Consider the following 25,820-nt stretch of genomic DNA (forward strand, 5'->3'; position numbering starts at 1 on the left):
AGGTCTGCCGCGCGCAGCTGCGGACGGCGGTCGCTGTCGCCGCGCTGGTGGGCGTTCTTCTAAGCTTGATGCCGGGACCAGCACCTGCGGACGCGGCCCCGTCGCCGGCACCGCCCTATCCGTCGGCCACGGACTGTGCGGCGAAGGCGCCGGGGGCAGTGGCGTGGTGCATGCCGTGGGTGGTACGGGTGGACAAGCCACCGGCCGGGAGCCGTTCGCATTGGGCGACCCGGTGCAGCATCGCCACAACCGACCCTGACCGCGCCTCGTGTGCGGCAGCATCGGTCACCCTCGCGGCTCGTCCTCGTGATGGCTCGGCGTCAGTATTCGGCGACGGCCCCACCGACGGCAGCGGCCCGGCCGGACTCATCAATTGTGCGCTGCTGACCGAACCGGGATTGACTGGCACCGACCCGGGACGGGACGCGCAGTGGGAAGCGAAACGCAACGCCTGCGCGAAGCAGATCGGCACGTGGAAGCAACAGGTCAACGACCCGGATCCGAAACCGGCTGACTGCGGCCTGACCGACGCGTCGTGTCAGATCCAGCGCAAGGCGCAGGACGCCCTCGCCTCGGGCGTCCGGTCGGGCATCCAGGGTCTGGTCGACATCGCGGTGCAGGCCATGGTGTACCTGCTGTCGAAACTGGCCGGGCTAGTCTTCACCGCCACCTCGATCTCAGCGCCGGACGACGCTTTCTACGCCGTCTACAACAGCGTGGCCGGCGTGATGGTCCTGCTGATGATGGTGTTCTTCCTCATCTCCCTGATCATCAACGGACTACGGACCAACGCCGGCCCGGGCCCGATGGCCACCCTCGGCGGTCTGGTCCGGGCGTTGCTGGGAATCACGTTCGCCGGCGGGCTGGCGTTTCTCATCGTGACGGCCTGGGATCAGGCAACGAACGCGGTCATCGCAGCGAACGCGGCAACGCCGTGGGAGCCGTCGCAGTGGGTGAGCGCGCTGACGAACCTGTCCGGCGGCGCCGGAACCCTGTTCTTGGCGTTACTGCTGTCGATGTTCGGCTGCATCGGTCTGCTGCTGCTGTTTTTCATCATGCTGTTCCGCGGGATCCTCGCGACCGGCGCCGCGATCTTCGGCGCGGTAGCGATGTCCGGGCAGGTGATGGCCGAGACCCGGCATTGGGGCCGCCGCTGGTTCTGGACCACGAACGCCCTGGCGTCGAGCAAGTTCTTCATCGCCGAACTCTGGATCTACGGCAGCCGGTCGGCGTACGGCTCTGACGATCTGATGACGGTGGTGCGGGCCGTGCTGCTGATCTGGCTGATGGTGGCCGCTCCGTGGATTTTGCTGCGGCTGACGACGATGTGGGACGGCTATCTGTCCGACGTCAACGCCTACGGGCTGCTCTCCGCCGGCGGCAATCCCCTCGCGATGGCGCCCGCCTTCGCCGACGGGATCGGGGCGGGTGCGGCCGGGGCCTCCAGCCCCGGCAGCGCCGGCGGAGGTGGGGGCGGTGAGGCGAACGCGGCTGGGGTGATGGCCGCGAACACCTCGAGCATGCCGACGACCCCGGCCGACGCCGCCGGGGTGGGCGGCGACAGCAGCGGACGCCAGGCGGCGGACGCGGCGTCGACCGGCGGGGACGGCGGCCAGGTCGGGCAGCCCGCGAGCACGTCCGGCGAGCAGTCGGCCGGCTCCGCGGGATCAGGTGACGCGGACACCCCAAACGGGCAGGAGGCCGACGGCGTTCAGGCCGCGGCCCGCAGTGCCAGCCACACCGTGTCCACCGGGACGCCCACCGCACCCGAGGACGGCAGTGCTGGCACCTCGGGCGGTGGACCGAGTCCCGACTCCGGCATCGCTTCGTCGCCGGCCGGATCCAGCGGATCGGGCGCACCTCAGGACGGTGGCGGGCCCGCAGACGGCCATCCGGGCGGCGCAGCGGGATCAGACGGTGATCAGCAGGCAGGCCAGTCGTCCGCATCGGGCGGCCGCGGGGCGGCGGCTGCCGCCGGCGAAGCGCCGATCCTGCCGCTGTGACGACCTCGAAGAACGGAGACGTGGTGTTCCAATTTCCGCCGCGGGCGACGCGTGGGATCCTGCTCGGCTTCACCTTGTCGCAGATCGTGATGGTCGTCTCCGGGGTGATCACCGCTGTCATCGCGCTGAACCTGCTCGCCGCCGGGCGACCAGGCATCGCTGCGGCCCTGTTCGCGGTGACCGTCACGTTCATCGTGCTGGCGCTGTTGCGGTTCAAAGGCCGCCGGCTCACCGAGTGGCTACCGATCGTGGCCGCCGCACTCCTCCAGCGCGGGGCCGGGCAAAGCGAGTATCGGGGCGGCCCGTGGGCGCCCAACAGCGTCGCCGAGCACATGGACCTGCCCGGCCCGGCGGCCGGCTACCGCTGGGTCACGGCCATCACCGCAGATGGCCTGACCGAAGCCGGTCTGCTGGTGCATTCCCAGGAGCGGACGGTGACCGCGGCGCTGACCTGCTTCGGGGAGAACCTGGTGCTGGCCGACCGGGACGTGCAGACCCGCCGCCTGACCGACTGGGCGCAACTGCTCAACATCCTCGGCGCCGACTTCACCGATCAGGGGCTGCTGCGGTGGGCGGTGACCGCCCGGGCGGTCCCGGACACCGGCAACCGCGCACAGCGGTTCCTCGCCAACCGGGCTGTCGAGACCAGCTCGGCCGCGTACCGCTCGCTGGCGGAGCTGACCGCGGCGGCAGCCCCGGCGGCGCAACGCCACGACATCCACCTGTCCGTGGTGTTCGACCTCGCCCGGCTATCCGGTGAGATCCGTGAGGGCGGCGGTACCGACGCCGCGCTGGCGGCGAGCGTGCTGGAGCGGCTGAGCGGGATCGAGGCGGCGGTCGCCGAGGCGGGTGTGGCGACCGGCGGCTGGCTGTCGCCGCGCGGCTTCGCCGCGGTGCTGCGCACGCAGTTCGATCCCGACGATCAGGAAGCCGTCGACCTACGCGCCAGCACCCCGCCCGGCGGGCCGGGCACGGCGGCCGGGGTGGCGCCGCAGCTGGCCGGGCCGGTCGCCGCCCGCACGGTCGGCTGGACCACCTACCAGCACGATTCCGCGTTCTCGCGGACGTTGTGGGTGGCGCAGATGCCCCGCCAGCCGGTCGGCGCTACCTGGCTGACACCGCTGTACATGCGCACCACCTGCCGGCGCACGGTCACGCTGGTGGCGCAGCCGGTCCCCGCCGGTCTCGCGCAGCTGGCCACCCGCAGGGAGAAGGTCGCCCGCGCCGGCGACGAGGTCACCAAACGCAAACTGCGTCTCGTACGTACGGCACGCGAGGACGACGAGGCTCGCGCGGTCGAGCAGATCGACCGGGAACAGGCTGCCGGGCATGTGCGCTACCGGTACGCGCTCATGGTCGCTGTGACCGCCCGGACCCTCGACGGCCTGAACCGTGACGTCCAGCAGGTCCGTCGGATCCTCTCGCGCGCCGGGTGTGAGGCGGTGGTGCTGGCCGGTGAACAGGACCAGGCGTTCGCCGCCGCCGCGCTCCCGCTGGCCCGTGGCCTCAAGCCGATGCGGGGGTGGACTGCATGACCCGCGAACCCCGGCTGCGGCGCACGGGCTCCTTGGCCGACCGGATCACCCAGGGGGCTGCCGCCGGTGATCTGGCCCGCGCCGAGCAGGTCCTCGCCCGTGAGCAGCGCGGTCTCGACCAGGCGAACCGACGGCTGCTGGGTCCGCCGGCAGCGGGCAGGCATGGCGGGTATGGGCGCCGGGCCGGGCGGGTGTCATGGCTGCTCGGGTTGCCGCCGCTGGTCACCACTTCCGCCCAGCTGTGCAGCGTGTTTCCGTTCGTGACCGATCCCGGGCTGCCGGTCGACGGCCCGCTGATCGGCACCGAGGTCTACAGCCGGTCTGCGTTCACGTTCAGCTTGCATGAGCTGTACCGGGCGAAAGCGGTCACCGCCCCGAACATGGCGGTCACCGGCGAGATCGGTAGCGCCAAGTCGTCGCTGCTGAAGTGTCTGGCGTTTCGCGGCATCCCGTTCGGGACCCGCTTCTATACCTGCGACTACAAGGGCGAATACGAGCAACTCGCCGCCCTGGCCGGCGTCACACCCGTGAGGATCGGACCTGGCCTGGGCGTGGTGATGAACCCCCTTGCGGGGATCCGCCGGCATCCCGGGCAGACCGAGCAGCAGTGGCGGCACACCCAGCGCGCCCGGCGCTTGCTGCTGCTGGAGGGATTGCTGGAGATCCAGCTCTCCGGCTCGCTGAGCGAGCCGGAACGTTCCCTGCTCGAGTACGCCGTCGACGCGGTCACCCGCGAACACGACGCCACGCCGGCCCGGATGGCCACCCCCACCTTGTCCAGCGTGCTGACCGCGACCGGTCAGCCCGAGCGGTGGGCGCACCGCCTCGACCGCCTGGCATACCCGTTGGACACGTTTGTGGCCGACTCGCGGCGGGTCCGGCTCGCGCTGGAACGCCTCGTGTCCGGGGCGCTCGGCGGTGTCTTCGACGGCCCGGACACATCCGCGGCCCGCCTCGATTTCAGCCAGGCGGGGGCGGTGCTGGATCTGCGGGCGATCCGCTCGTCGGACGCGATGACCGCGATGGCGATGACCTGCGCCCAGTCCTGGCTGGAAGCCGAACTGTCGGCCCCCGACGCGCCACCGCGGGTCTGCTTCTACGACGAGTTCGCACTGATCGCCCGGCATCTGCCGCTGATCCGCCGCACCCGCGAACAACTCAAACTCGCCCGCGCCCTCGGCGTCGCCAACGTCCTGGCCTTCCACCGGTTCTCCGACTTGGCCGCATCCGGAGCGGGCGATTCCGAGCAGGTCCGCATCGCCCGCGGCCTGATCGAGGACTGCGGTGTGCGGGTCTCCTACCGCCAGGCCACCGGCAGCCTGGAACAAGCTAGAGAATTCTTGGGCACCTCCGACACGGAGACCGACCTGCTGCGCTATCTGCGTCAGGGCGTTGGCTTGTGGAAGATCGGCGTGCGTTCGTACGTCGTCAAACACCAGCTCTCCCGCGCCGAGACCGCCATGGTGCACACCGACAGCCGCATGAACGCCGACCAGACCCCGCCCGGCGAAGCACCGCCTGCCAGCGACTCAACGGGTGACGCCGAACCCGGGGTGGCGGGGGTGGCAGCGTGAGCCGGCCATCCCTGTCGTCACCGGGGCACCGCCCACCGCGGCAGGGGCACCTGCGTGCCGACATCCGCGTACGGGTGCTGCTACTCGGCAGTTTCATCGCGCTGCTGTCGGCCGCCGTGCTGTCGCTGTGGGCGGCCGGACAGCTCAGCGGGTTCCTGGCGCATCACCGCTGGCCCGCCGTCGGGATCGGCCACAGCCCGGCGATCCTGCTTCGCCTCGCCGCCCACCTCGATGAGCCGGCCGCGGCATGGCCCGCCCGTACGCGCGCCGCGCTGGGGCCGGCGTGGCTGCTGTACGGATGCTGGCTGCTCACCTTCACCGCTGTTCTCCCCGGACCCGGCATCCCCGCCGTCCGGCTCGCCCGGACCCGTATGCGCCGGGCCGGCTTCGCCAGCTGGGCTGATCTGCGCCGGCTGCTGTCCGCCGAAGCGGTCCTCGATCGGGTCGACATCGTCCGGCCCGGCCTGACGATCACCGACGCCGACACCCCGGCCATTGCGGCCGCGAAGAGCCGCCGTCGCAGCGATCCCCTGGAGGTCGCCCGGTTCCTCGGCACCGACGTCATCAGCCGCCGACCGCTGTATCTGGCCAACGAGTACACGATGCTCGCCGCCGCCGTACCGCGGTTCGGCGGCAAGACCACCCGCTATGTCATCCCCGCCGTCGCCGACGCCCGTGGTGCGGTGCTGACTACCTCGACCCGTCTCGACGTCGCCGAAGTCACCTACACCCGCCGCACCCGCATCGGCCCGACCTTCATCTTCGAACCCCAGGGCGAGATCCCCGGGGTGCCCCGGCTGCGGTGGTCACCGATCGAAGGCGCGCAGGATCAGATCGTCGCAATGCTGCGCGCCACCGGCTTCGCATCCGGCTCCGGGATCGGCGACGAGAGCGTGGAGAACGGCCGCTGGTTCAGAGACCAAGCCGCCACCATCCTGCGTGGCCTGCTGCACGCCGCTGCCCTCGACGACACCGCCACCATGGTCGACGTCCTGGCCTGGTCACAGAACCCGGCCAACCCCCGGCCCGAACGGATCCTGCGCGCGCACGGCGTGGACAACTGGGCCGACCGGCTCACCCGGCACCGGGAAACCACCGGCCGGGCCCGCGACACCATCCAATCGGTGGTCTCCGGCGCGCTGGACGCCTTCAACGACCCCCGCGTCCTCGCGGCATGTTCGCCGCCGCGCGGCACCCAATTCAAACCCCTGGACTGGCTGGCCGAGTCCGGCACCCTCTACCTGGTCGGCACCCGCGACGCCCAGGCACTGATCGCACCTCTGCTCGCAGCGATCAGCGAAGACATCATCTACCACGCCAAAACCCGGGCGCTGACCATGCCGGGCGGACGCATCGAACCGGCGCTGCATTTCATCGGCGACGAGATCGCCAACATCGCCCCGCTGCCGTCGCTGCCGAGCGTGATGAGCGAAGGCGGCGGCTCCGGCATCGCCGTATCCGTCTTCGCGCAGAACCTGCCCCAACTACGCGAACGGTGGGATGACAAAGGTGGGCAGGCGATCGCCGACGCGGCCAACGCCCGGCTGATCATCGGCGGCAGCAGCGACGTCGGCTCACTGCGCGACGCCCAAGCCCTCGCCGGACAGATCAGCGAAGTCACCTCCGGCGCCAGCTGGGGCAGCGCCCGCGCCACGATCAACGAATCCGCCCGCCGGGAACATCTGATCGACCTCGCCGACCTGCGCACCCTGCCCGACGGACGTGCCATCGCATTCGTCGGGAACCTGCCCCCGGTCGAAATTGACGTCCCCGCCTGGTGGCAGCGGCCCGACGCCGAAGAGCTGACCGCCGGCCGCGACGCGTTCCGTCGCATCCTCGCCGAGGCCAGCTGATGGACACCTTCGACTTCCAGCTGCCCGAGGACCCGCCGCCGGACATGGTCGCGGCCGCCCAGCTCGGCACCGCCGTCAGCCAGCTGGCCGCCGCACTGGAGAGCCTGCACCAGCAGCACCGCCAGCTACGCCAACTCGTCGTCGAGCAGACCCGCCGAGCCGGCACCAACACTGCCGCTGAGCGGGCGATTCCGTGGCCGTTGCGCTGGCATGACCTCACCCGGGAAGCCGCCGCGCAGACGTGGTCGTGGCTGATCGACTGGGTCGGCTGGTTCGTCGACCGCTACCAGATCGCCGAAGAAGTCCCCGCGTGCTGGGCGCAGCATCCGCCGCTGATCGAAGAGCTCACCGCTCTGGCTGCGGCCTGGCACAGCAGTTACGACGACAACGCTCACCCGGACGGGCCGCTGCTGTGGCACGAACGCCTCGCCCGCTCTCGGGACCGGCTGCGCGGCTGGGACGACTACACCCGCTGCCGCAACGGCACCCACACCACCCGGCCCCGTGACCTGACCTGGCCCGACAGCTGGCATGACACCGCCATCGAGACCGCAAACAGCGACCTGGCCGGGCGCCCTGACCAGAGCACGCCAGTCGCGGTCACGGAGCAGTCATGAGCCAGCCCGCCGAGGTCACCACCACCTACGACTGGGACCGCCTCAACGCCCAGCTCGCCAGCCTGGCCATGGACGTCGAAGACCTCTGGGAGCGGATCACCGATCCCGACCGCGACACCAGCGAACAGGAGGAACCCGTGCCCATCGACGACCGCGACTACGACCTCGACCGCGAGGCCGAAGTGGAGGAAGAGGAACGACGTCGCCGCCTCGACTACGAAAGCGACGGTGAGCTCGACGGCGACTACGACCCGACCCCCGACGACCCGGACCTGGACGGCTGATGGCCACCGCACCCCGCGCGATGACCGATGCCGTCGACGCGGCGACCTTCGGCCACCACGATCCGCTTCCTATCATCGGCGTGCCCGCCACCACGACAGCATCGCCTCTGCCGGACGCCGCAGGCCGCGGGAGGACACCATGACCCGGCGAGGGCTGCTGCCGCTGGCGTTCGCCGCCGCCCTAGCCGTGGCCGGTTGTGCCACCGGCCCCGTCCAGTCACCACCGGCGGCCCTCTCCACCCCGGTGCCGGAGCCAGGCGACGAAGACGGTGCGGGCACCGCGCCCAGCGCGCCGGCGGCACCGGCCGCCGTCAGCGCTGCGGTCGGCTACGTGACCGCGTGGGCCCGGCCCGGCCTTGCCCGGGATTCCTGGTATGCGGCAGTGCGGGACCTGGTCATCGCGCAGTACGCGCGGCTGCTGGCCGATACCGACCCGGCCACCGTGCCCGCCCGGTCCGTCACCGGAGCGGCTCGAGTGCTCACCTCCACCACAGCGGTCGTGGTCGCCGCCGTCCCAACCGACGCCGGCACCGTTGAAGTCACCGTCGTGAACAGCGGAGACCGGTGGCTGGTCGCGACCGCCCGCCCGGCTCAACCATGAAGCTGCGCACCGTCCTGGCCGTCGCCGGCGCCGGACTGCTGTCGCTGTGCGGCCTTCCACTGGCCGCCGTCCTCGACAACGACGCCGCTGCCGCGGCCTGCGCCGGCACAACAACAACGGCGGGCGCGCAGATCCGCGGGCATCTCGGCGCGATCGGACGGTGGAGCAGCAGCCAGGTCGACAACGCCGCCGTCATCGTTGACGTCGGCGCGGACCTGCGCATGCCGGCCCGCGCCTGGGTCGTTGCCGTGGCCACCGCCATGCAGGAGTCCCGGCTGACGAACCTGGGCAACCTCGGAACCCGCAACGACCACGACTCCCTCGGCCTGTTCCAGCAACGCCCCAGCCAGGGCTGGGGACAACCCGCCCAACTACTCGACCGTGTCTACGCCTCCACCGCCTTCTACCACGCGCTCAACCGCGTACGCGGTTGGGAAACCATGGACCTCACCGTCGCCGCGCAGAAAGTCCAGCACAGCGGCTACCCCGATGCGTACGCCAAACACGAACCCGACGCCGAACGCATCGTCGCCGCCGTCACCGGCAACGCCACGATCACCAACCTGCCCGGCGCCAGCCTCGCCGACTGCGGCACCCCACCAGTGGTCTCGGCAGGCGGCTGGACCCAACCCGTGCACGCCCCGATCGTCTCGGGCTTCCGCACCGCGTCACGACCGAACCACCAAGGCGACGACCTCGGCGCCAAACGCAACACCGTCATCCGCGCCGCCGCCGCCGGGAAAGTCGTGTTCGCCGACTGCGACGACGACACCGGCAACTGTGACATCGACGGCGAGCTCGACGCCAAGGGCAACCCCATCACGAAGGGCTGCGGCTACTTCGTGGAGATTCTGCACGCCGGTCGGGTGGCCACCCGCTACTGCCACATGGTCCGCAAACCCGACGTCACCTACGGCGAGCACGTCGACGCCGGCCAGCCGATCGGCCTGGTCGGCTCCAGCGGCCATTCCTCCGGACCCCACCTGCACTTCGAGGTCCACCTCAACGTCACCTGCGGCAGAACCCGATGCCAGCTGTCGAGCGCCAACGCGGTCGCGCCGGATGAGTACATGCGAGCACACGGCGCGCCGCTGGGTGACCGGTCATGACTGCCGACGCCACCAGCACCCCGTCCGGATCCGGACGGCCGCTCACTGACACGCCGGACGAACTGCTGCACCACGTCGCCGTGCTCTGCCGAGCCGCCAACCACCTCCGGCGGCATCTGGAACACACCGTCCTGCGCGACGCACGACTCACCTGGGCCAGCTACGACGTATTGCAACTCGCCACCGGCCGCCGACCCGTCGACGCGCGCACCATCACCGAGGTCACCGGCCTGGCCAAAGCCACCGTCACCCTCGCGGTCAAAGACCTCATCGCCCGGCAACTGATCCGCCGACTCCCGCGCGCCGGCGACCACCGCTACTGGCTGCTGCAGCCCACCGCAGCTGGCCTGCAATTCCACCGAGACCTGCGCACCCGCCTGACCGCAGCCCTGTCGGAACTGCTCGACCACGCCACCGACGCCGCCCAGCACGACGCCGGCATCGCCTTGCACCGCATCAGCAAACCCTGACCCACACCGCAATCACCATGGGAGGAACCGTGTACCACCAGGCTGAAACCACACCCACCGGAAGGCAGCCGCAACGGCCCCGAACTCACCGCACCCGGTATGCGCTGCGGGGCTGGCTGGCGTTGCAGCTCGTGCTGGCCGCGCTCGTACTGACAGCGGCGCCAGCACAGGCCCGACCGGACCGGTCGCCCTGCGTGCGGCGCGACCTGCCGGTCACCCTCACCCCCGGACCGGCCATCAGGTACCGGCTCGCTGGATGGTTGTGCCAGCCCCGCCACCCCGCCAACACGGTGCAGCTGCTGGTAGCCGGGCTGACGTACACCCATCGGTACTGGACCGGCCCGGGCCACCGCACCGACCAGGTCGCCGCGGCCCTGGCCGCCGGCAACGCGGTCTACATGATCGACCGGATCGGCACCGGCGCCAGCGATCGGCCACCGGCCGACCAGGTCACCGTCGCCACCGAAGCGACGGTCACCCATCAGGCTGTCCACGCACTGCGCAACGGCACCCTCGGCCGCTACACCCACGTCGCCGGTGTCGGGCATTCCTACGGATCGGTCGTTTGGATGGCCGAAGCCGCCACCCACCACGACATCGACGCCCTGATCCTGACCGGACTACTGCACGACATCGACCTCGACGCGATGACCCGCTTCACCACCGACCTGCACCCCGCCGCCGACGACCCCGCCTTCGCACACACCACCACGCCAGCCGGCTACCTGACCACCCGGCCCGGCAGCCGCGGCACCTACTTCCTCGACCCGGACACCGCTGTACCCGGGGCAGCAGGGTGGGACGAAACCACGAAGACGACCGCCACGACCGGTGAGCTCACCTTCACCCCTGAGCAGGAATTCGCCTACAGCCGGGCCATCACCGTTCCTGTCTTGCTCGTCGTGGGCACCCACGACGCCCTGTTCTGCGGTGCCGCCCTGCAGTGCAGCCGTCCCGCCGACATCTGCCAGCGCGAACGCGGCGCCTTCCCCGCCAGCACTGCACTGACGGCAATCACCGTCGCCGCAACCGGCCATTCCATCAACCTGCACACCAGCGCCACCCCCACGCACACCCTGATCAACACCTGGCTCGACCGGACAACGCACGGACCGGCCCCGGCCTCGTGCAGCCCGCGACCGCTCACCAACACAAGCCAGTGACCAACCGACCAACCGGCCGGTCCAGAAGATCCGCCCAGCCGGCAACCAGCCCGTAGACCAGACACGCTCGCTGGAAAGGAACCTCCACCGAGGGTCACGACCGCCCACTTCGCCGCCGGACGCTTCGCAGCGCCGCGCTTTCGCTGACGGCACTGGCCTTGCTGAGCCAGGCGATAGCCGCCTGCAGCAACATGCCCACATCGGCAACGAGAACGCCGCCGAGCGGTTGGCCGAGCTGCTGGCCGAGCAAGGCCGCATCAGCGAGCTTGAGCAGGAGGTCGTAGCAGGCACGCGGGGCGCTGCGGACCGTCTGGCAGCCCTCCGCCAAGCACTCGAACGTGGTTGAGACTCGACTTAAAGCGACCAATGTCTCCTGGCCAACTTTGCCGGTGCAGGTGCGGTATTCAGGCTTTGCGGTATTCATTGATCTTGGCGGGCCGAGACCTGTTCTCGGCCCGAGTCGGTCTGCGAGCCGGCTCGTCGACGAGCTCGCCACCGCCCGCGCCCAGCTCGCCATCGAGCACGCCGGCACCGCGGCCGCCGACACCGACCGGCTGCGTACCGAACTGGCCATCCACGTCGATTACTAACGGCTCTGTAGCGAGGTGGCCACCGCGCAGGCCGCCCTGGCCACGGCTCGCACCGCCGGGGAGAATCGCAAGCGATGACTACCTACGGCGAATATCAGGATTGGAAGCAGCTGGCTGGCCGCTACCGACGAGTGATCAACAGTTACGGCACCCGCGGCGACCCAAAAGAAGCCATGACCGAAGCCGAGCTGGCGGTCTTCGGCTACTTCGGCGACCCAGGCCTGCCGCACTGCTACGCCGGCGTGTACTTCATCGCCAGCGGCCCCTACATCAAGATCGGTGAGGCCCGCGATCCGTACGAGCGGATGGAACCCTTTCACACCGGCAACCCCCACGGCCTGGAGCTGCTGCACGTCATCGCCGTAGACAGCAAGAAAGAACGCCGGCAACGGGAGAACGAGCTCCACCGGAGCTTCAACCATCTGCTCTTGCCCCGCCAGCGCGAATGGTTCCAGGGCCACCCCGAGCTGACGGGGTTCATCGCCTCCAGTTGCGCCAGGGAATGCTACCCGTCGCCGACCTGATGGAGATGTTCTCCGCCGGTCGGGTGACGGTCTGCGTCCGCGCGGAAATGACTCACGGCCAAGGGCTTTGAGGATGAATGGCGCCAGCGAACTGACCGATCAGGCAGTCCCGCTCACGCGGGCGGCCTGCTCGAGCTGGCAGGCGCGCCTATGCACGCGAAGAACAACGGCGTCCGGCTCGTCCGCCCGATCAGTCGGCGGGCGCAGACGCCACCCGTCCAAACGGCGGTACTCCTCATCCGCGATTGACTCCGCGACCCGCACCGTTAGGTCGTCGTCGGTCCACAGCAGCAAGTCGTCGAACAACTTGTGCAGGTCGGCCCGCAGGAGCAGGCCGTTAGTCATGTCGTCCGGCCCCCCGTTAGCGTACGGCTCAATGTGGGCTGCCTCCAGCGCTGAAGGAGCCGAGACCCCTGAGATGACACATCGGCCGCCGTAGGCTCTGTTCAGGCCCGCACGGAATGCGGGCTGCTCTGGTCGCTCCGTTCGCATCTGCCACCGACGCTGCCGCACCCGCTCCGCCCGCTCGGTGAGGGCGGACTCCTCGGTCTCGGCCTGTTCCCGTTCCGTCCATTCCCGGACCAGGTGGGCACTCCGACCTGTCCCTTCACCGCGGATGAGCTGCCGCTGCTTCGGCGGAGAATTCCTGTCGACTGGCACGACGAACTGTCGTCTCCCTGCCCGCTTCGCCGCCCTGTCCGCCCTGTAGCCGAGGTCCGTGTAGATCTGGCCGGACTCAGTCGTGCTGATGCCCGCCGGACCTATCGGATGGGCCTTCCAGATCGGATACCACTCGTCATCGCTGGTCGGCTCATCGCGCAGCAACATCAGGTCCCTTGTCCGGTCAGCACACTTAGCTCGACCATCGTCGTGAACCACCCAGACCTGAGCAGTGGTCTCCTTCCTCTTCGGCTGGGTACGGGGGCGGGACGTCGCTTCACCGTCGAAGACCAGGTCCAGCTTTGCGCGTGCCGTCCCACCGGCGTCGCGTGTCGAGTACTTCCCCTAGTGCGGCGTGCAGCTCGCGTAGGACCTCGACGTCGGCTCTGTTCCAATCCCGCACGTGGCCCGGACGACCGGGGTCGAGCGGAACTCCGACGGCCAGCATGGATGCGAACGCCTCCGTGAATCGACGCGCCGCGGCGAAGTACGCCGTCCGTGCCTGCGCTGCTTCTCGCTCCAAGTTCGTGCCGCCCACCAGCTGATCGTACGCATGTTCGACTTCCCTAGTGGGTAGCGTGGTGGCGGGCTGCGATGTAGGTGTGACTTTCGATATTGGTTGTCACCTTTCGGCGGTCATGTCACCGGCCAGCGCCCCCAAGGGCCGGACGAAGGTCGCTCTTACGGCCTCACGGCAACCCTCCGTCACGGCGTGCGGATTGCGTCGATGCGCGGATTTAGCCGATGTGAGTGCTCCGACGAACCGTGCCGGCACCTACAAACCACCTTCGATGGAAATCCTGACGTGTTGCTTGCCGTTCGACGAGTCGGATCCGTCGTCAGAGGTGAATGCCATCGCCCCCTGGATACCTTGTTCTTCAAGATGGTTCACGAGGTCAAGGATTCTGCCGTCCAAATAGCGGTTGAGCTGCAGGGCTGTAGCACCCGCTGGCACCTGGTTCTCAGGATTAATGCGGAGGCGGAGACTGCCGGAGTACTCGACGGCCGAAAAGAAATTATGGCTGGCCGCCCCTCGCACCTGGGCAAACGTTGGGTTCATGTGGCCAAGTTACGGGCCTGATCCTCTGCCTGGCCGGCGATTGCCCGACTTGAAGTCGATGGTTCGTCGCACTGCTTGTCAGCGGCGGCGAGCGAACGCTTTGGGAGCTTCGGACGTTGACGGGTGGCAAGTTACTCACACGCCGCCGATCGTGCTCGCTGCCGAAGGCCTGACCAGCACCACGTTACCGAGAGTGATGGGCGTCCGATGCAGGTCGGCGCAATCCAGTGCCAGTCACCGCCGAAATCCGTACCGGTGACACCCAAAACCGGAAATCGGTGACAACTACCGCCGAAACTTGGTCGCGGCCGCTGCTGGTCTCAGCTCCCATCTGGTGACAACTATCGCCGAAAGTCCCAGTAGGACGCCTGCCAGTCGCGGCATGCGTACTTCGTCCAGCGGACCGCGGTCGCGATGTGCGGGCCGAGGAGATTGGCGAGGATCGGGGCGGGAAGATCGGCGGCGAGGTTGATCAGTGCGGTGTTGCGTCCTCCGCGGGCCACGATGCTGACCCTGGATCATGATGCGTCGCGATAAAGCCTCGTGCGGCCGCGGCGCAGTTCGCCTCGGCATGGTCGCAGTCGACGATGTGCAACGAGAGTGTGCGACCCGGTTCTGCTCGGCGAATGGAAAATCGCTAGTGGGGGCGATTACCGTGGGTGCGTGGAACAGTCGTGGTGGATGAAATGGGCTCGGGCAACGGAGCATCAGCGGGTGCTCGCCCGAAGCACTCGCGAGTTCTTCGCCACCGATTCGCACGAGTACGAACGGTTCGACAACGCAGGCGACCGCACCGATCCTCTGATCAGGATGTACTGGCGGCTTCGGGTCACGCGGGATTTTCCACCGCACTGGAGCGTCGATCTGGGCGACATCGTGACCAACCTGCGTGCCGCCTTGGATCACATCTTCTGGGCTGCGGTGCTGGAACACTCTGGCGTGCCTGCGAAGCCGAATTTGGTCCAGTTTCCCATCGAGACGGTGCTGGCCAAATTCGAGCGGCGGCGCCGCGACCTTCAAGGTCTGCTCGCGGGCGACGTGTGGGACGTTATCGAGGCGCTTCAACCGTTCCATGGCGGCGACGAGGCGTACACGTCTCCGTTAGAGATCCTCCGGTGGCTCAGCAACGTCGACAAACACCGGGCAGTGCATGTCGTGGGCCGCACGTCGATCGACCTTGGGCCGATCGACGTCGACTCACCGTATCCGCTGGAAGTCGTTGAAGAGTGGCATGCTGACGGGCCCGCGGACGACGGAGCTGTCGTTGCCCGGTTGAAGCTCAAGCGGCCACCAAACAGGCACGTCGTCGACCTTCGCCTGGCACCCGCATATGTGCTCAGCCTGCCGATCCGCGACGACCCGACTGAATATCGCAGTCTCAGCAGCCTCATGCAGGTCATCAACGACAAAGTGGTGGAAGCGCTCGTGTACGTGTCCACCGTGGCGAACATGCCGATGCCGGACCCTGCTGAACTGGAACTCGGCGAAGAACACGAGGCCGTCGCACCTGAATTCGGGGGCGACGTTGTGTTCCTCACCGCGCACGACGGCGAGCGCTACGCGATGCCTCTGCGCTCGGCCAACGCGGGTACCTGACTGGCATTCACGAAGTCGGCCATGTCCACGCCCGCCTCGCTCAGAAGGCTCTCCACCGCAGCGATGGAAAGCCCATCAATGACGTTGCCGTCGTGCAAGAGCCGGAAGCGGTCCTGTCCTGCACGCTTGATCGCCTCTATCCGCCACCGACCGTCCGGAGTCTGAAGTTCCCTGATGATCTCTTGTGTTCAAGAGGTCAGGGGAGGCATGCAGGTGGGCGAGTGGCGTGTGGTTTGGGTGCCGGATCCGGGTGGCTGGGGCCCGCTGTCGGAGGCCGTGCTGGGGGTGAGGGACCTGCCGCGGGCGGTCGTGGGGCTAGGTTTGCAGGCGGGTGATCCGGCGTTTGTCGCGCCGGATTTCACGGTCGACTTGGACCTTTTGGAGTTCGTCCGCTCGAACGACTTCCGGTGGCTTGAGCGGGAGACGAAGCGGAACTACGCGACGGACATTCGGTTGTTGCTGGACTTCTTATGGTCGCGTGGTGTGCCGTGGCGGGAAGCGTCTGCGCGGGACCTTGCGGACTATCGGGCGTGGCGGTGCCGGGCGCCGGAGAATCCGCGGCGGATCAGCGGGGCGAAGTGGAATCGGGAGGCGGCCGCTTTCACGAAGTTGTTTCGGTGGGCTGGGGTGTCGCCGCTGCCGGTGGACGTGTCGCGGCGGGAGGACCGGGCGGCGCATGCGGTGAGCTCGCGGGTGTCGTGGCTGACGCCGCGGACGTGGGGGCTGTGGTCGAACATCGGGCTGCGCGGCCACACTCGTAGCGGGGCTGCGGCGTTGGACTGGGCATCGCGGGCCGAGCTGCGGAACACGTCGTTCGTGCAGCTGCTGCTGAGTTCGGGCCTGCGCCGTCAAGAGGGCGCCTCGCTGTTGACGTTCGAGGTCCCGTCGCAGCGGTTACGGTCCGGCCGGTACTTGCACGGCCGGGTGGCCGGCGCGGTGACCCGATCGAAGAGGGACCGCACGTTCTACGCGGGTGTAGACGCGGTTGGTCAGGTCGAGGCGTATGTCCAGTCGGAACGGGCTTGGGCGGTGCAGCGGGCACAGGATCAGGGCCGCTACGACCGGTTGCCGCTGGTGCGGCGGCTGACAAGCGTGTCGCGGGGCCAGGATCCGGTGGTGCGCTGGCAGGAGCCGGACGGCACGGTGGGCCGGCAGCGGCTGGGTGGACTGGGCTGGCGGGAACGGCAGTGGCTGTTCGTCGATGGCCCTGACGGGCTGGAGCCGGCCTGGTTGTGGTTGACAGAGCAGGGCACGCCGATGCCGCCGGAGCAGTGGAATGGGGTGTTCCGGGAGGCGAACCTGCGCTGCGAGCGGGTGCTGCTGGCCGCGGAGGAGCGTGAGGTGGGGCGGGGTTTCCGAACGGCGGAGGTGCGGGGCAAGACACCGTACGCGACGCCACACGCTTGTCGGCATTCGTTCGCGCTTTACATGTTGATCGTGTTGAACCAGCTGATGGAAGCCCGTTTCGGGCTGACCGCCGCGGACCGACGGGACTTCGCCCTGTTGTTCGGCGATCCGTGGTTCCTGGTCAAGACTTTGCTCGGGCATGCGGACGTGGAGACGACCAAGCGGCATTATCTGTCACCGGTCGCGCATCTGCAGCTCGAGTCGATCCTCGCCGCCGCTGACGACAGCGCTGGCGCGTCGCCAGGGCGGGTTGAGGATCTGGACGAGGTGTTCTCCCGGCTGGCACGGGAGACCTCCGGGATTCAAGACGTGGACACGCTGGTCGACAAGCTGCCGCGGGACCGCCGGTGAGCGGGCGGGGTCACCCGGCGGTTCGGCCTCCTGCGGATTTCCGGGTCGAGCCCGTCCTGGCCGCGGAGGGCTTGGTGGTGACGGTGATCAACCGTGAGGGTCTCGCCAAGACGTTCGATTTCGCCGGTCTGCCGGCTCCCCAGCCGATGCAGCGCTCCCTGGCAGCCGCGTTCGCCGAGCAGTCGCGCCACTGGACCAGCCATCAGAGCGCCGGCAGCTACTGGGCCAAACTCGTAGTCTTCACGCGGTTCCTGTCCGAGTTCGAGCGACCGCCTCAGGACCTGCACGAGGTGACCCTGGCGATGTTCAAACGCTGGCGCGCCAAGAACATCGCGAGCAACACCGGCAGGACTACGCTGCGAAATATTCGGACTTTGCTGCGACGAGATCCCCGGCTCCAGGTCGGTGCGGTGGCAGAGGAACTTGCACGCCGCGTTCCCCAACCCGCGCCTAGCAAGCAGTCGTATGAAGACGCGGAACGTGACCGGGTACGTCTGGCAGCAACCCGGCAGTTCCGGACGGCGCTGATGCGCATCCGGACGAACACCAGCCTGCTGCAACGCTGGCGGTTGGGGCAACTGCCGGCAGGCGGCAGCGACGAACGCATCGGCCAGGCACTCGACCACCTCGCCCGCACCGGCGACGTTCCGCGCGGAGTCGGCCCGAGCGGCGGCCCCTACTTGCCCAACCGCAGGCTGCTCGGCGGGCAGGCCGTGGAACACACATGGGGAAGACTGTTTCTTACTCGCATGGAGTTGACCGCGTTGGCGGTCCTGTTCACTGACCGGTTCGGCTGGAATCTGTCCGTTTTCGACCGCATGCCAACCCCTGTCACCACGCCGTCGGCCGGCGAGACGAGGTCGGTGACTTACCACGTCCAGGTGGAGAAACGCCGCAGAGGCGGTGGCCGCTGGTTCGACACGGAAAACATCACCGATTCCGGCCCAGGCTCTCCAGGACGTTTGATCACCGAGGCGTTGGAGGCAACCGCGCACGGCCGCCGCCTGGCGGCCGCCCTGGCACCCGGCGTCGATCTGTTGATGACTGCCCGCACCGCTCGGGTCGGAATGGAGGACCGGCTGCTGGACCGGCCGCGACCGGTCGGACCGCTGCGCTTCGGAATTTCCGGGGTCGACGCGAAGTGGTGGACCCAGCACCACGAGTTCGGCAGCTCACCGTTCCAGCGCACGCGACGAACGACGGTGGTCCGTGACGGTCCGTTGCAGCATGCTCGGGGCACACACGAGAGTGTCTACGTCTTGCCCGACAAGCGGGTCCAACAGGCCTCTCAGGAGACCATCGAGGCTGGCGCCCTGGAAGCGCTCGAGCAGGCCCGCGACGTCGTGTTCAAGGGCCGCCTCGACGCGGAGCCGGACCGGCAGCGCCAGCAGACCGTGATCGCGGACTGCGCGGACGAGACCAGCAGCCCCTGGCCGGGTCCGGACGGGGGCTGCGGCGCGGACTTCCTGCTCTGCCTGGCCTGCCCGAACGCTCACGTCCACCCCGGCCACCATCCCCGCCTGGCGCACCTGCACCAGCAGCTGCACAGCCTGCGCTCCGCTCTGCCGGATCGGCACTGGACCCCACGCTGGAGTGAGCACCTGCTGCGGCTCGAAGACCTACGCGGCAAGGTCGGCTCCGCCGTCTGGACGGCCGCGCTGGCCCAGGTCACCGCGGACGACCGCACCCTGATCACCCTCCTGCTGAAAGGACACCTCGCCCCGTGACAACCGGCCTCGCCGTCGAGGACGACCGGTATGCGCTACCGACACCCACCGCGCATGACCCCGTCGTGCTGCCGCACCGGATCAGCCCCGACAATCGGCACCCCAACTCCCGCTACAGCGACCTCACCTGGTCGCTCGCCCCGTTGATCGACAACCCCGCCGCGCAACTCAGCAAAATCCGCTGGGTGAGGTGTCCCGCGGAGCTGCGCGAGCAGATCAAGGTCGTCGCCTGGGTCATGATCAACGGGGAGTTGAGAGCCACCTACGTGCAAACTCGCGGGGCAAAGGCTCGTACCCGATGGTCGGCCGGCTCCATGCAGGACGTCGTCAGCGAGTGGATACTCCTGGCGCGGTGGCTCCATCGGCGCGGCATCACCGACCTCGCTGCCTGCACCCACGATCAGTGGCGAGATTACGTAGCCGATCGCCGCGCCGATGGCGGTACCCGCAAGCACCTCACGAAGATTCTCGGCTGGCTGACGCAACTGTGGGCATTTGACCAGCTCACCGGCTGCCGCATCGGCGTCGTCCAGCCTCCGTGGGAGACCGGGGGCGTCGACACCTACCTCCCCGCCGCTACCAGTGCCGGCGGCGGGGAGAACTCGACCCAGCCCTTGGACCCGCAAGTCATCGGGCCGCTGCTGGTCTGGGCGATCCGCATGGTCGACGACCTCGCCGACGACATCCTGGCCGCCTGGGCCGAGAACCGCCGCCTGACCGACATCGCCGCCAAACCCTCCACCGGCCCCGCCGGGCAAGGCGCGCTCGCGGCATACCTGCTCCCTCTGATCGCCAGTGGAGCACCGCTGCCGACGACCAAGCGCAACGGCGCCGACAGACTGGCCTGCACATTCATCGCCGCCACCACCGGGACCAGCCCTGGGCAGGTCGAGCGGTTCAACCAGGCGCACGATCTAACCGCGCTGGCCACCCAGCGACCTGGCGGATGCCCCATGCAAATCCCGGTCACCGGCCGGATCGGTGACAGGCCGTGGCGGGAACACCTCGACTTCAATGAGGCCGGCGACCTGATGCGACAGCTCGGCACCGCCGCCCTGATCATCTGCCTCTATCTCACGGGCATGCGCCCCCAAGAAGTCCAAAGCCTGCGTTCGGGCTGCTGCCCCGACTCCGAACTTGCCCCTGACGGCACCCCGGGCCGGCACCTCATCCGCGGCCGCCACTACAAGAACGTCACCGACGACGACGGTAACCACGTCTCCGCCGGCGAACAACGCGAGGTCCCGTGGGTCGCCATCACCCCCGTCGTCCACGCCATTCGCGTCCTGGAACGCATCGTCCCCGCCGGTGAACTGCTCTTCAGCGCTACTCACCACGACTTCATCTTCCAGCGAGGCTATCCGGGTGCGTTGAAGAGCCTCGCCATGAACTCCCGCATCGAGGACTTCATCCAGTGGGCCAACCGCGAAGCGCACATACAAGGGCTGCCAGGGCAAGTCATCCCCAATGACCCGCACGGCGCCGTCGGATTGTCCCGGTTCAGACGCACCCTGGCCTGGCACATCGCCCGCCGACCCGGTGGCCTGATCGCTCTCGCGATCCAGTACGGGCACATGCGTACCGTCCTGGACGCCCGCACCTCCAGTGGCTACGCCAGCCGCAGCAGCGGCGGCCTGCACAGCGTCCTCGACGTCGAGACCGCCCTCGCCGCAGCCGACACCGCCGCCCACCTGCGTGACCGCCTCGCCGCCGGCGAGAAAATCTCCGGTTCTGCCTCCCGCCGCGCTCTCACCGCCGCGGCCACCGCACCCCGCTTCGCCGGGCGCCTCGTTCCTGCCCAATACGCGAAGAAGGCCGCCAAGTACCTTGCCCGCGACGGCCTCGTCCTGTTCGACAACCCCAGCGCGATGCTTATCTGCGTCTTCAACCACAGCACCGCGCTTTGCGACCCAGACCCCGACGCGAACGCGCCCCGCCAGGACGTCTGCGAGCAAGGCTGCGGCAACGCGATCCGCACCGACACACACACCCGGAGCCTCCGCGAAAAGGCCGACGATCGAGACCTGCTCGCCGCTCACTCGCCGGGGCCCCTCGGCGATCGCTTTCGCCGGGACGCCGCCCGGCTCCGCTCACTCGCCGACGGCCACAACGCCACCGCCCGCACCGCCGAGGAGTTGGCGTGACCGTGCAGCACGACGACGAACGCGCCCGCATCCGTGCCGCCATGGACCGGCTCCTGACCGGACAGGCCACCACCTCCAACGGCAGCCTCACCGTCGTCGCCCTGGCCCTCGAGGCCGGCGTCCACCGCATGGCCCTCATCAAGCGGCACGCCGACCTGAAGACCGAGTTCTACGCGCGGGTCCGCACCGAAACCCAGCAGATCCCCGACACCGAGAAACGACTCCAGGAAGCCGTCAAGAAGCTAACGAAAACCGTCGCGGACCAAGCCGCCGAGATCGACAAACTCCGGCTGCTCGTCACGAACCTGACCCTCGCCAACACTGTTCTCCGCGCAACACCCAACCGCTCGGAGACGCCCGAACCCGCCAGAACCCGCGACGCAACGCGATCGGAATACGCCGCCGACGCGACCGGCACCGACGAGATCCCCGACAACCTCATCCGATTCCCGCTATCAACGGGCTAAAGACGTGCAGCCCTCAAAGAGCCGCCACGGTGCTACCTCACCGGATGTCGGTATCGACGTATGGCTGAGTGCAGAGCCGCGTACACCACCAAGCACCCACCGGTATCGACATCCGCATCTTCTGCTGCGGCGAGCAAGGGGCCTGACGGACGCAAGCGAACAGAATCGTCGGCTACGGAGCGCGACGCTCACCACCACGCGGGACACTCGGATTTGCCGATGACAGTGCACCCTGTACGACCTAAAACTGGATCGAAATCGAGACATGGATCATGGCTGAAACCCACGTCGCCGGGTCCGCTTCATGAACCGAGGGTGATCTATGGGTCGCGTTCATGTTGACCACCATGAGGGTCCATTCACCCATATGGGTAAAGCTGCCCCTGCCACCCGGATCGTGCCTTACTATCCGGATGCGCGGCGGCGCACGCCATGCCTATACGCGAGGAGAACGCCCGGATGCCGAGGCTGGCCAACGTTGAGGGTGCCAGGATCAGCATCAACTATAACGATCATTCTCCACCGCACGTCCACGTGGACACGGCGGAGACCCACGGTAGGGTAGTCATCAAGACCGGTGAAGAGCTACCGCCGGGCACCTTCCCACGGAAGGGCCAAAGGAAGATCTTGGAATGGGTGACCGAGCACCGCGAGGCGCTGCTCCTCGCGTGGGATGACGCTTGCGCCGGGGAAGAGTTGCGCTCTCTGGCAGAATATGTCGCCACTGCTGCAGGCGATGGCGAACCCCCAGCACTCTCAGCGACGGCTGGGGGTGTTTCGCGGTGAGCTACCAGAGGACTCGGATCCGAGCCGTAGAGCGCCTGCGCGACCATTGGGTCGAAATTGAATTTGAAGACGGCGCAATCATCAGGATTGATTTACTGCCTTATCTGCATGGCCGAATCTTCCAGCCGTTGATTGAGGATCCAGGGGTTTTCGCCGCCTACTTCATCGATTCCATAACTGGAACACTGGAGTGGCCCAATGGCGCCAATATCGACACTGATGTCTTGAGGCATGGGTTAACTCCATCGTGGGCCGAAGGGCTTTCGATTGACTTCCAACGTGTAGTAATCCAGGACTCGGTGCGACGGCCAGCCAAAGGAGGGAATGCAAAGCTAAGAGGACCGACCTCGAAGCGAACACTTTTGCCGAGCTTTTCCACGGAAACCAGATTGCCTCGCAGAGTACCCAAACAGACGGGGCTGCCGGCAATCAAAGTGTCGGGGACGGCTGGTATCCAGAAGGCATCACCCGCCAAGAAGGCAGCCGCAAAGGCCGCGACGGCGAAGAGTGCTACCGGCGCTAAATCGGCAGCCAGAGCGGCTAGCAGTCAAAAGATAGTCGCCAAGAAGGCAGCCGCAAAGGCCGCGACGGCGAAGAGTGCTACCGGCGCTAAATCGGCAGCCAGAGCGGCTAGCAGTCAAAAGATGGCCGCTAAGAAGGCAGCCGCAAAGATGACAAGCGGCAAGGTTACTACCAAGAGCACAGCGTCTAAGCGGACAGCGGCCCAAAAGATGACGCCGCCGCTTAAGTCCTCAGCGGCAAGCAAGAGGACTGGGAACTGACCCGCAGTCCAGTGCCATCTCCGTAGTAGGCCTCGTAGCCACGATAACGTCGCCAAGAGGCTCGTCCGAGCGATTGCACATTTCCTATCCGCTGATCGGCGGAGTTCTAGTGCACACCTGCCGCCGACCGTGCGCGGAATGAGGCTCCCTCTCGATGTGGGGTTCGCGTTGGTGATCTGCTGAAACGGCGGCCTGTCGTTGATCGTTGAGATACTGAGGACATGCTGGTCGAGGTGTGCAGGCCGAACGACCGCGGCGCCTTGTTGCTGGGCGCCTCCAGCGGCCGTGCCGGGAGCGGCCTGCGGGCCAGCCTCCGGCGGTCCGGGCCGGCATGCCGCGGCGTCGGGACTGAACTCCACCCGTCCCGGCTAAGTACGTATGGTCGAGTCGGCGGCGCTTTCACCACGACAGCAGAGTCCGCGAGCCCCTTGATCGGCTGCGCACATCTGCCGACGAGAGTGAGGGGAACGTTGGGCAATCGTATTCGCTGCCATTCTAAGAAACACCTCAAAAGGATGAATGTGCGACGGCTGGATCCCGTATGTATGGCGCGAAGTAGAATCATTGCGTGAACTTTCCGTCAGCAATTATGCAGCCAGGCGATGATGACTGGCTGACGTCTCTGCTTCCAGTGGTTCTTAGCCTATCGTCCTCGGCGTCATACGCGTATGGGTTCGTTGGTAGTTCATTTGTCACCACTTCTGATGGGTGCTTGATCACAGCTAATCACGTGGCAGAAGAGTTGCATGACATTTGGTGGGAAACGAGGTCTTCCCCAGTGTCAGAGAGAGGGATGCCGGGAGCGCTCTACGTGCCAACTAGTAAACCTTTTCTGATTCCTATTCTTGACCTCAAAACATTTCGCAATGCTGCGGGCGCCGCCACGGATCTTGCCCTGGGTCTGCTCGCATTGCCAGCCGGACCAAACAACGATCTGAGGGAAATGCAATCCCTGGGATTTTCGGGAACGCCAGTTAAGGTTGGCGACGAGGTGACAATGGTTGGCTACTTACATGGAGGGGAATCCGTTAACGAAGGTGCACAGGTAATCACAACGGGAGGCGCGCTCGCTGCGATTCCGACAGTTGTAACACGGATGCACGACGAGGTTCCCGGTATTCCTGCTCCGGTGTTTGAAATGCCTTGCTTGATGCCTGGCGGAATGAGCGGCGGTCCGATCTTTCGGACGGGAACTAACGAGGTGGTCGGAGTCTGTTCCCGTGGAGTGTCAGCGAGTGACGAGAATCCGCCATACTGCTACGGCTCGACGATTCAGCCACTTCTGCCCTTGCTCGATCCACCTGAGGACTAGACGCTTTTATCACGGGCAACTCGGCTGCCGCTGAGATGGCACGCTGAACTTACCGCCGCGAACGAAGTCCAAGGCCGGCGGACGCCGAGCCAGCGCCGCGGAACGGGAGAAGGAGTGACGCCAACGGCGGCGCCTAAGCTTGAGTTTGGCCTAGATATCGGGCTCGCCGATGCCGGATCCTCTGCCCCAGCCATAACTTGCCCGAACCCGTCGATAGCGATGTTCAGAGCAGCACCGCGGACACGCTTCCCAAGATGAGCCTGACTACCGAAATTGCCTTGGCTGCCCTACCGGCGGGCGCCTACATTGGACGCACATCGGTAGCAGAGCAATCTCGCAACGACGGAGCGTGGGCGTGCCAGGTCAGAGTGGTGGACGGCGGCGCGTCCGTCCACGGTCTGCTCGCCGAGCCGCCCAGCGAGCCCAATCGAAGATCGGACGGAGTGCGGATCGGCGGGGAGAACGCGTGCCGCTGACGGTGGCGGGGTTCGAGGCTGCTCTGCACGAACGTGGGCACGATGCTATAGCAGAGGCGTTAATCGCCCGACACAACCAACGCTTCAGCGGATCGTTCGCTCTGGACAGATGATGCAGAGCATCGGCCCGCCGCTGCTGACGAGCCAATTTCCTCTAGGGCTCGCCGCCGAGGAACTAGGTGCAAGCCAAGGGCGTCCCCCCTTCTATCGCGGCCCGACCTGGCCGGACCATCTAGCCTGGGGCCTGGACAGTGTCGTCGCCGCGGTGCGTCTGATGATGTGCCTGCAGCCGATTGGTGCAAGCATCGTCGCGCGTACCCAGCTGGAGCGGTGGTCGTCGAACCTGGAGTCCAACAGCGGCGTCGATCAGCAGCGTGGCGAATCGACCGTGGACTGGTACAACCGCCTCTGGGCCGGGCCTGGCGTCCGGCCACCATCCCCCGTCACGACTCCAGTTGGTGAGCTATTCGCCGACTTAAGCGAACTCCTGCACGGGCGTGGCCGGCTGATGCCCCTGGTATGGCTCGACATCGCCGACGTCACCGACATGCCTTCCAGCGACCATGTGCAACTGCTGGAGACGATCAGCGATGCCCTCTCAGTCAAGATCAGGTGAGACACCCCGTGTGACTCTGGGGTGATGACCTGAGGGCGGGGATCGGAGATCCTTGTGAGCGTGTCCACTTCATCTGACAAGCAGCCGGTGTCGGCCGGTGACGGGGTCGATCC

At 67.5% G+C, this 25,820-nt stretch carries 25 protein-coding genes; 21 read left to right on the plus strand and 4 right to left on the minus strand.

All coding sequences use genetic code 11. The features are described from left to right. The first annotated feature begins 398 nt into the window (after positions 1-398). From AB0E90_RS20420 to AB0E90_RS20465, 10 genes are all read left to right on the plus strand, one after another. Positions 399-2,003 carry a hypothetical protein gene (locus tag AB0E90_RS20420; protein ID WP_360407481.1) on the plus strand — a complete coding sequence of 535 codons (1,605 nt, stop codon included), beginning with the start codon at positions 399-401 and terminating at the stop codon, positions 2,001-2,003. Then, complete coding sequence (locus AB0E90_RS20425; RefSeq protein WP_360407484.1) at positions 2,000-3,538, plus strand: SCO6880 family protein; 1,539 nt, start codon at positions 2,000-2,002, stop codon at positions 3,536-3,538. The genes AB0E90_RS20420 and AB0E90_RS20425 overlap by 4 nt, the downstream gene beginning before the upstream one ends. Then, entirely contained in the window at positions 3,535-5,112 is a 1,578-nt protein-coding gene (locus tag AB0E90_RS20430; RefSeq protein WP_360407487.1) for a hypothetical protein, read from the plus strand. Before AB0E90_RS20425 ends, AB0E90_RS20430 begins: the two co-directional genes overlap by 4 nt. Then, the gene (locus AB0E90_RS20435; protein ID WP_360407489.1) at positions 5,109-6,965 is read left to right on the plus strand and encodes a TraM recognition domain-containing protein; all 1,857 of its coding nucleotides are present in this window, start codon (positions 5,109-5,111) and stop codon (positions 6,963-6,965) included. The genes AB0E90_RS20430 and AB0E90_RS20435 overlap by 4 nt, the downstream gene beginning before the upstream one ends. Then, a complete protein-coding gene (locus AB0E90_RS20440) occupies positions 6,965-7,582 on the plus strand; it encodes a hypothetical protein (protein WP_360407491.1) in 618 nt (205 codons plus the stop codon). The genes AB0E90_RS20435 and AB0E90_RS20440 overlap by 1 nt, the downstream gene beginning before the upstream one ends. After that, entirely contained in the window at positions 7,579-7,866 is a 288-nt protein-coding gene (locus tag AB0E90_RS20445; RefSeq protein WP_360407494.1) for a hypothetical protein, read from the plus strand. Before AB0E90_RS20440 ends, AB0E90_RS20445 begins: the two co-directional genes overlap by 4 nt. Positions 7,867-8,005: 139 nt before the next feature. Beyond that, positions 8,006-8,467, plus strand: a complete 462-nt coding sequence (locus AB0E90_RS20450) for a hypothetical protein (protein ID WP_360407497.1) — start codon at positions 8,006-8,008, stop codon at positions 8,465-8,467. Continuing rightward, entirely contained in the window at positions 8,464-9,576 is a 1,113-nt protein-coding gene (locus AB0E90_RS20455) for a M23 family metallopeptidase (RefSeq protein ID WP_360407500.1), read from the plus strand. Before AB0E90_RS20450 ends, AB0E90_RS20455 begins: the two co-directional genes overlap by 4 nt. After that, complete coding sequence (locus AB0E90_RS20460; RefSeq protein WP_360407503.1) at positions 9,573-10,046, plus strand: MarR family winged helix-turn-helix transcriptional regulator; 474 nt, start codon at positions 9,573-9,575, stop codon at positions 10,044-10,046. Before AB0E90_RS20455 ends, AB0E90_RS20460 begins: the two co-directional genes overlap by 4 nt. A 29-nt stretch (positions 10,047-10,075) precedes the next feature. Continuing rightward, positions 10,076-11,209 (plus strand): alpha/beta hydrolase, encoded by a 1,134-nt coding sequence (locus tag AB0E90_RS20465; RefSeq protein ID WP_360407506.1) that lies wholly within the window; start codon positions 10,076-10,078, stop codon positions 11,207-11,209. Positions 11,210-11,303: 94 nt separating this feature from the next. Here AB0E90_RS20465 and AB0E90_RS20470 read toward each other — a convergent pair whose 3' ends face one another. Beyond that, complete coding sequence (locus AB0E90_RS20470) at positions 11,304-11,537, minus strand: hypothetical protein (RefSeq protein ID WP_360407509.1); 234 nt, start codon at positions 11,535-11,537, stop codon at positions 11,304-11,306. 10 nt (positions 11,538-11,547) lie between these two features. Here AB0E90_RS20470 and AB0E90_RS20475 point away from each other — a divergent pair, with 10 nt between their 5' ends. Together AB0E90_RS20475 and AB0E90_RS20480 are read left to right on the plus strand one after the other, a co-directional pair. Next, complete coding sequence (locus AB0E90_RS20475) at positions 11,548-11,799, plus strand: hypothetical protein (RefSeq protein ID WP_360407512.1); 252 nt, start codon at positions 11,548-11,550, stop codon at positions 11,797-11,799. A gap of 74 nt (positions 11,800-11,873) precedes the next feature. Then, positions 11,874-12,323, plus strand: coding sequence for a GIY-YIG nuclease family protein (locus AB0E90_RS20480; protein WP_360407515.1), 450 nt, complete (start codon positions 11,874-11,876; stop codon positions 12,321-12,323). 99 nt (positions 12,324-12,422) lie between these two features. Here AB0E90_RS20480 and AB0E90_RS20485 read toward each other — a convergent pair whose 3' ends face one another. The 3 genes from AB0E90_RS20485 to AB0E90_RS20495 all read right to left on the minus strand — a co-directional run bounded on the left by AB0E90_RS20485 (position 12,423) and on the right by AB0E90_RS20495 (position 14,546). Continuing rightward, complete coding sequence (locus tag AB0E90_RS20485; RefSeq protein ID WP_360407518.1) at positions 12,423-13,151, minus strand: HNH endonuclease; 729 nt, start codon at positions 13,149-13,151, stop codon at positions 12,423-12,425. 607 nt (positions 13,152-13,758) lie between these two features. Next, positions 13,759-14,043, minus strand: coding sequence for a hypothetical protein (locus AB0E90_RS20490; RefSeq protein WP_360407521.1), 285 nt, complete (start codon positions 14,041-14,043; stop codon positions 13,759-13,761). Between the two features lie 341 nt (positions 14,044-14,384). Further along, positions 14,385-14,546, minus strand: coding sequence for a hypothetical protein (locus AB0E90_RS20495; RefSeq protein WP_360407524.1), 162 nt, complete (start codon positions 14,544-14,546; stop codon positions 14,385-14,387). 160 nt (positions 14,547-14,706) lie between these two features. Here AB0E90_RS20495 and AB0E90_RS20500 point away from each other — a divergent pair, with 160 nt between their 5' ends. The 9 genes from AB0E90_RS20500 to AB0E90_RS20540 all read left to right on the plus strand — a co-directional run bounded on the left by AB0E90_RS20500 (position 14,707) and on the right by AB0E90_RS20540 (position 25,707). Next, positions 14,707-15,639, plus strand: coding sequence for a hypothetical protein (locus AB0E90_RS20500; RefSeq protein ID WP_360407527.1), 933 nt, complete (start codon positions 14,707-14,709; stop codon positions 15,637-15,639). A gap of 207 nt (positions 15,640-15,846) precedes the next feature. After that, positions 15,847-17,397 (plus strand): site-specific integrase, encoded by a 1,551-nt coding sequence (locus tag AB0E90_RS20505; protein WP_360407530.1) that lies wholly within the window; start codon positions 15,847-15,849, stop codon positions 17,395-17,397. 74 nt (positions 17,398-17,471) lie between these two features. After that, positions 17,472-19,124, plus strand: coding sequence for a hypothetical protein (locus AB0E90_RS20510; protein WP_360407532.1), 1,653 nt, complete (start codon positions 17,472-17,474; stop codon positions 19,122-19,124). A gap of 65 nt (positions 19,125-19,189) precedes the next feature. After that, positions 19,190-21,268: a hypothetical protein gene (locus tag AB0E90_RS20515; RefSeq protein ID WP_360407535.1), complete on the plus strand. Its 2,079-nt coding sequence runs from the start codon at positions 19,190-19,192 to the stop codon at positions 21,266-21,268. 2 nt (positions 21,269-21,270) lie between these two features. After that, positions 21,271-21,735, plus strand: coding sequence for a hypothetical protein (locus AB0E90_RS20520; protein WP_360407537.1), 465 nt, complete (start codon positions 21,271-21,273; stop codon positions 21,733-21,735). A gap of 459 nt (positions 21,736-22,194) precedes the next feature. After that, the gene (locus AB0E90_RS20525) at positions 22,195-22,521 is read left to right on the plus strand and encodes a DUF4160 domain-containing protein (RefSeq protein ID WP_360407579.1); all 327 of its coding nucleotides are present in this window, start codon (positions 22,195-22,197) and stop codon (positions 22,519-22,521) included. Beyond that, on the plus strand, positions 22,518-23,303 hold the full coding sequence (locus tag AB0E90_RS20530) for a DUF2442 domain-containing protein (protein WP_360407540.1): 786 nt from the start codon (positions 22,518-22,520) through the stop codon (positions 23,301-23,303). The genes AB0E90_RS20525 and AB0E90_RS20530 overlap by 4 nt, the downstream gene beginning before the upstream one ends. A gap of 589 nt (positions 23,304-23,892) precedes the next feature. Beyond that, entirely contained in the window at positions 23,893-24,615 is a 723-nt protein-coding gene (locus tag AB0E90_RS20535) for a trypsin-like peptidase domain-containing protein (protein WP_360407582.1), read from the plus strand. Between the two features lie 585 nt (positions 24,616-25,200). Further along, positions 25,201-25,707 (plus strand): hypothetical protein, encoded by a 507-nt coding sequence (locus AB0E90_RS20540; RefSeq protein WP_360407543.1) that lies wholly within the window; start codon positions 25,201-25,203, stop codon positions 25,705-25,707. Positions 25,708-25,820 lie beyond the last annotated feature (113 nt).

It is taken from the genome of Actinoplanes sp. NPDC026619, from assembly GCF_040638295.1.
Taxonomy (GTDB): Bacteria; Actinomycetota; Actinomycetes; order Mycobacteriales; family Micromonosporaceae; genus Actinoplanes.